The following is a 5,248-nucleotide window of genomic DNA, read 5'->3' on the forward strand; positions in this document are numbered from 1 at the left end:
GGTGCTGTCCACCTCGAGCAGTCGCGCTCCCGAGATGTGATCCGCGAGGTACCGGCCGTGGTCGAGCCGTACCAACTGGTTGTCGCGGGCGTGAACGACGAGGGTCGGGACGTCCACCAAAGGCAGCAGATGGCGAACGTCGAGCTGGAGCACGGTCTCCATCCGTGCCACGGCGACCCGAGGCGTAGCGCCGTAGCGCTCGACGCGCCCCCACCACTCGACGAACCCCGGTTGACGGGAAGCCGAGGGAAAGGACAGCTCGGCGAGGGCCCCGCTGCCCCACAGGTCATCGATCTGCTCGAGCAGCACGGGCTGCACCCGCTCTGGGATCCCCGACCGATAGTCGGGGGCCCACGCGAGCCGCGGGAACCCGTTCACGAGCACGAGCCCGCTCACCAGATCGGGCCGGGTCGTCGCCGCCATGATCGCCATCTGGGCCGCGTATCCCTGGGCGACCACCGCAGCGCGCTCCGAGCCGGCCGCGTCCATCACGGCGACGAGGTCGTCGATCCATGTCTCCATGGGCGCGATGCCGCCCTCGACCGGGCTCGACATGCCGATGCCGCGCATGTCGAACCAGAGCACGCGTGAGAACCGGGCCAGTCCGCCCACGAAATCCTCGATCGCGGGCAGCTCGGCCAGCGTCTCGAGATGGCTCCCCCAGTCGAACGCGAGCACGACGTCGTGCGGGCCGTCGCCGATCACCTGGTAGGCGATGTCGACGTCCCCGCTGCGGGCGTACTGCGTGCGGGCGAGCGCCACGGGTGGTTCCTACCACACCGCGCCCGGAGGAGACCCGCGGCTAGAGGATGTCGAGCGGCTTGCGGATCGCGCCCGGGCGCGGATCCCGCACGGCGTCCGCGACGGCGCCGATCGCGGCGGCGGCCTCGCTCTCGGGGGCCGCCTCGAGCACGGGTGTGCCGGCGTCCGCGGCCTCGCGCAGCGCCGGGTCGAGCGGGATCCGTCCGAGGAGGGGCGCACCGACCTCGGCCGCCAGCGCCTCGCCGCCGCCGGAGCCGAAGAGCTCCTGGCCCGTCCCGACGAGCCAGGACATGTTCTCGACCACCCCGACGATCCGCATCCCGGTGCGCTCGGCCATCTGTGCGGCGCGGACGGCGACCTGCTGCGCCGCCGGCTGCGGGGTCGTGACCACGATCACCTCCGCCCGGGGCAGGAGCTGGCCGAGCGAGATCGCGACGTCGCCGGTACCGGGCGGCATGTCGACGACGAGCGTGTCGATCGGGCCCCAGTGGACGTCCGCCAGGAACTGCTCGAGCGCCCGGTGCAGCATCGGGCCCCGCCACATGACGGGCGCGTTCTCCTCGAGGAAGAAGCCGATCGACATCAGCCGCAGGTCCCAGCTCACGGGAGGGACGACCATGTCGTCGACGACGATCGGCCGCTGGCGGATGCCGAGCACGTGCGGGATCGAGTGCCCGTAGACGTCGGCGTCGAGCACGCCGACCTCCTGCCCGCGGCGGGTGAGGGCGTACGCGAGGTTCGCGGTCAGCGTCGACTTGCCGACGCCGCCCTTTCCCGACGCGATGACGAGCACCCGCGTCCCGGGGTCGAGCTGCGGCGTCTTCTCCTCGCGTCCGCCGCGCAGCCGTCCGACGAGCGCGGCCTTCTCCTCCGGCGACATCACGTCGAAGTGGAGGCGGACGCCGCTCACGCCGTCGACGCCGCCGACGTGCCGCTCCACCTGCTCGGTGAACGAGCTCCGCAGCGGGCAGCCGGCGACGGTGAGCGCGATCGTGACGTCGACCGAGTCGTCGTCGGCGACCGCGACGTCGCGCACCATGTCGAGCTCGGTGACCGAGCGTCGCAGCTCCGGATCGATCACGTGCTCGAGCGCGGCGAGGATCGCATCACGGTCGACGGCCATCCACGGGCAGCCTAGCAACGGCCTCCCGAGCGCAGGCTTGCCTGACCGGCGTCGGGCGCCGTCCGCGACGCTGCTGATGATCAGGAAGCCCTGCGGGGACGTCCGTAGTTCCCCGCATGCACGATCCGCAGGTGGGCGCCGAGGGACGCGGATCGTGGCGGATGCCCCGTGTGCCCGCCACATGCAGGCTACGGACGTACGTGAAACGTGACCGGGAGGAGGAGCAATGAACATCCGGAGAATTCTCGAGATCGGCGGGGTCGTCGCCGGGGTGATCCTGATCGCCTTCGGCGCCGGCTCCCTGTTCCTGAGCATCGACGCTCGCAACACCGTGTCCGACGAGCTCGCCGCCGAGGCGATCGTCGGCTCGGACGACATGAACCCGGCCGACATCAGGACGTCGGCGGAGGCGGCCGGCCTGACGCTCGAAGGGGAGGGCGCGATCGCCCTTCCGACCTGCGACGTCGCCGGCGAGCCGATCACGACCGGCGCCAAGGCACGGTGCTTCGCGCAGTACATGCGGATCCACGCGCTCGAGACGACGGGTGGGTTGACCTACTCACAGATGGGCCGCTACCTCGCAGCGGACGACCCCAGCAACGCGGCCGGCACGAGTGACATCAGCGCCGCCTTCACGGACGAGAGCGGTGCCCCCGTCGCGAACACACGGCGCGACACGTGGATCACGGAGACGGCGCTCGCGACGGCGCTGAACGTCAGCTACATGGCGGAGCAGATCGCACTCTTCGGGCTGGTCGTCGGTGTCGCGCTCCTGCTCTCGGGGATCGGGTTCGTGATTCTCGCGGTCGTCGCCCTCGGGAAGTCAACTGTCCCGGCCGAGGCCGCTGAGGGCTCCCGCACGGTGGCTCCGGCGGCAGGTTGACTCCCGTAGGTGGCGTGCAGCCCGCACGGGTTGCTCCACCTCCCGGAGCACGCGAAGGGGCGGCGCAAGCCGCCCCTTCCGCAGCCTGACTACGCCTGCAGGGCCTCGACGAGCCGCGCGCACGCGTCGGGCGTCGCCGCGGCCGCGAGCCTCGAGCGCTGGCCGAGGTCGAGCGGGGCGGTGCCGAAGGGCCCGTCGGCCTCGAAGAGCTCGATCGCGTAGCCGCGCTCGCGTACGAGCAGCTGGGCGGCGGCGATGTCGATCGAGCGGGCCGGCTTCAGGCAGCAGACGGCGTCGACCCGGCCGGCTGCGAGGTGGCAGAGGGAGAGCGCGAGCGACCCCATGACCCGCAGGCGCCGGGCGATCCCCTCCATCGCGGGGGCGCGTGCCGCGATCGCCGCGGTGGTGGTGCCCTCGAAGTCGAGGATCTCGATCGTCTCGCCGGGGTCGGGTGCGACCACCGGTCGGCCGTCCAACCAGGCGCCGCCGCCTCGCCGACCGACCCATTCCTCGCCGCTGCCGAAGTCGTGGACGAACCCGAAGACGACGTCGTCCATCGTCGCGCCGTCGGCGACGGCGAGGGAGAGCGAGAAGAACGGGATCCCGCGCTTCGCGTTCACCGAGCCGTCGATCGGGTCGACGACGACGTGCAGCGGGCCGCCGGCCCCGAGCATGCGTTCCCCGAGCTCCTCCGAGACGAGCGTCGCGTCCACCCCGAGCGCCTCCAGCCGTGCGACGACGACCTGCTCGGCGGCCTCGTCGATGACGGTGGTCTCGTCGCCGCCCTCGCCGAGGCGCACGACGCGCTCGCGCTCCGTGCGGGTGGGAAGCCGGGCGAGCTCCGCCGTGATGTCCGCGACGCACGCGCGGGAAAATGCGAGCCAGTCGGTCATGCCGGATGGAAGAGGAGGCCGGAGGTGAGCTTCGGGAAGAAGTACGTGGTCTTCTGGGGCATCACCTCGCCACGCCGCGCACGCTCGAAGACGTCCTCGATCCGGGTCGGTCGGAGGAGGAACGCGACGTCCGCCGCGCCGCTCTCGACGGCGGCGACCGCGACCGCCTGATCGGGCGTGTAGGAGATGCCTTCGTGCCCGAAGCGGTCGACGAGCTCGACGTCGAGCGCACCTTCGTCGCCCCGCACGAGGAGGACGCCGCGGGACGTCACGGCGACGGCCGCCGCCCTCGTGTCCGGCTCGAGGGCGAGGGCCGCCAGGCCCTCCTCCACGCTCCCGACCGCCGTGCCGTCGAGGGAGATGTCGGGCCGCGCGGAGAAGGCACGGTGGGTGGGGAAGATCTCGAGCCCCGGGTCGGCCGTCGAGACGAGCACGACCATCATGCGCGCGCTCTCGGGCGTCCCGATCTCGGCGGCGAAGGCGAGGGCGGTCTCGTACCGGTGGTGGCCGTCCGCGATCAGCAGCTGTCGCTCGGCGAAGGAGCCCGGCAGGACGTCGCCGTCGACACGCCACAGCGACGTCCCGGCCGCGACGATGTCGGGCGCGCGCCCGGGCGGCACGAGCGGCGGCTCGCCCTCGTAGAGGAGGAAGATGGGCTCGAGTTGTGCCCGGGCGGCGCGGAGGAGCCGCAGGCGGCTCTCCTTCGGGCCGGCGTGCGTCCGCTCGTGCGGCAGGACGACACGGCGCTCGTAGGGCTCGACGCGGAGCGAGGCGACGATCCCCTCGCGGCGCCGGGGCACACCGTCGGGCCCGACGTAGTCCTGCGCGACCGCCCACGCAGACGGCTCCTCGTCGAGGACGAGGACGCCCTCCTCGAGCCAGCGCCGGAAGAGCCGTCCCGCCTCCTCCTCGGAGTCGTTGAGGGTCAGGTGCACGACGTTGTGCGGGTCGCGGGCCGCATACGCCTCCCGATCCTCTGCGCCGAGCACGTCGTAGGGGGGAGCGACGACCGCCGCCGTGGGGACGGCGTAGCGGATCGCGCGGAATGGTCGGACGTCCGCCATGCCCGCGAATCTACCCGCCCTCGTAGACTCCCCGCGTGACGTCGATCACCGAGCTCGCAGAGGACCGCGTCGTCGAAGGCGTGTTCGCGGTCGCGCGGAAGCGCCGGCTGCACACGCGCTCGGGCTCGCCGTACCTCGCCTTCGACCTCGTCGACCCGACGGGCCGGGTCGAAGCCCGGGTCTGGCAGGACGTCGACCTGCTCGACCGCCGCTTCGACGACGGCGACGCGATCCGCGTGCTCGGACGGGTCGAGCGCTACGGCGCGAAGCTGCAGGTGCAGGTGCGGTCACTCGAGGTCGCGTCCGACGTCGACCCGGCGGCGCTCGCACCCGCGCTCAAGCGCGATGCGGACGAGCTCGACGGCTTCCTCGAGTTCCTCGCGGGGGAGGTGTCGCACGAGGAGCTCGCGGCCCTCGTCCGCTCCTTTCTGTCGGACGCGGAGCTCCGGCGGTCGCTGCGGTCGCTGCCGGCCGCGGGCGCGGACGGACACCACGGGTACACAGGGGGCCTGCTCGAGCACAC

Annotated in this window: 6 protein-coding genes; 2 read left to right on the plus strand and 4 right to left on the minus strand. The window is 72.4% G+C overall.

All coding sequences use genetic code 11. From position 1 onward, the window contains the following. Both AC162C_RS05235 and AC162C_RS05240 read right to left on the minus strand, forming a co-directional pair. Positions 1-762 (minus strand): alpha/beta fold hydrolase (locus AC162C_RS05235; RefSeq protein ID WP_484096625.1); only part of this gene is annotated, 762 nt, incomplete at its 3' end. Positions 763-802: 40 nt separating this feature from the next. Further along, positions 803-1,885: an Mrp/NBP35 family ATP-binding protein gene (locus tag AC162C_RS05240; RefSeq protein ID WP_484096626.1), complete on the minus strand. Its 1,083-nt coding sequence runs from the start codon at positions 1,883-1,885 to the stop codon at positions 803-805. A gap of 226 nt (positions 1,886-2,111) precedes the next feature. Between AC162C_RS05240 and AC162C_RS05245 the strand changes: the two genes are divergently transcribed. Further along, positions 2,112-2,768, plus strand: coding sequence for a hypothetical protein (locus AC162C_RS05245; protein WP_484096627.1), 657 nt, complete (start codon positions 2,112-2,114; stop codon positions 2,766-2,768). A gap of 89 nt (positions 2,769-2,857) precedes the next feature. Here the strand turns inward: AC162C_RS05245 and AC162C_RS05250 are convergent, their stop codons facing one another. After that, a complete protein-coding gene (locus tag AC162C_RS05250) occupies positions 2,858-3,661 on the minus strand; it encodes an inositol monophosphatase family protein (protein WP_484096628.1) in 804 nt (267 codons plus the stop codon). After that, positions 3,658-4,725, minus strand: coding sequence for a DUF1015 family protein (locus AC162C_RS05255; protein ID WP_484096629.1), 1,068 nt, complete (start codon positions 4,723-4,725; stop codon positions 3,658-3,660). Before AC162C_RS05255 ends, AC162C_RS05250 begins: the two co-directional genes overlap by 4 nt. A gap of 35 nt (positions 4,726-4,760) precedes the next feature. Here AC162C_RS05255 and AC162C_RS05260 point away from each other — a divergent pair. Further along, on the plus strand, positions 4,761-5,248 hold a 488-nt coding region (locus AC162C_RS05260; RefSeq protein ID WP_484096630.1), incomplete at its 3' end, for an OB-fold nucleic acid binding domain-containing protein.

It is taken from the genome of Gaiella sp. (genome assembly GCF_057140465.1).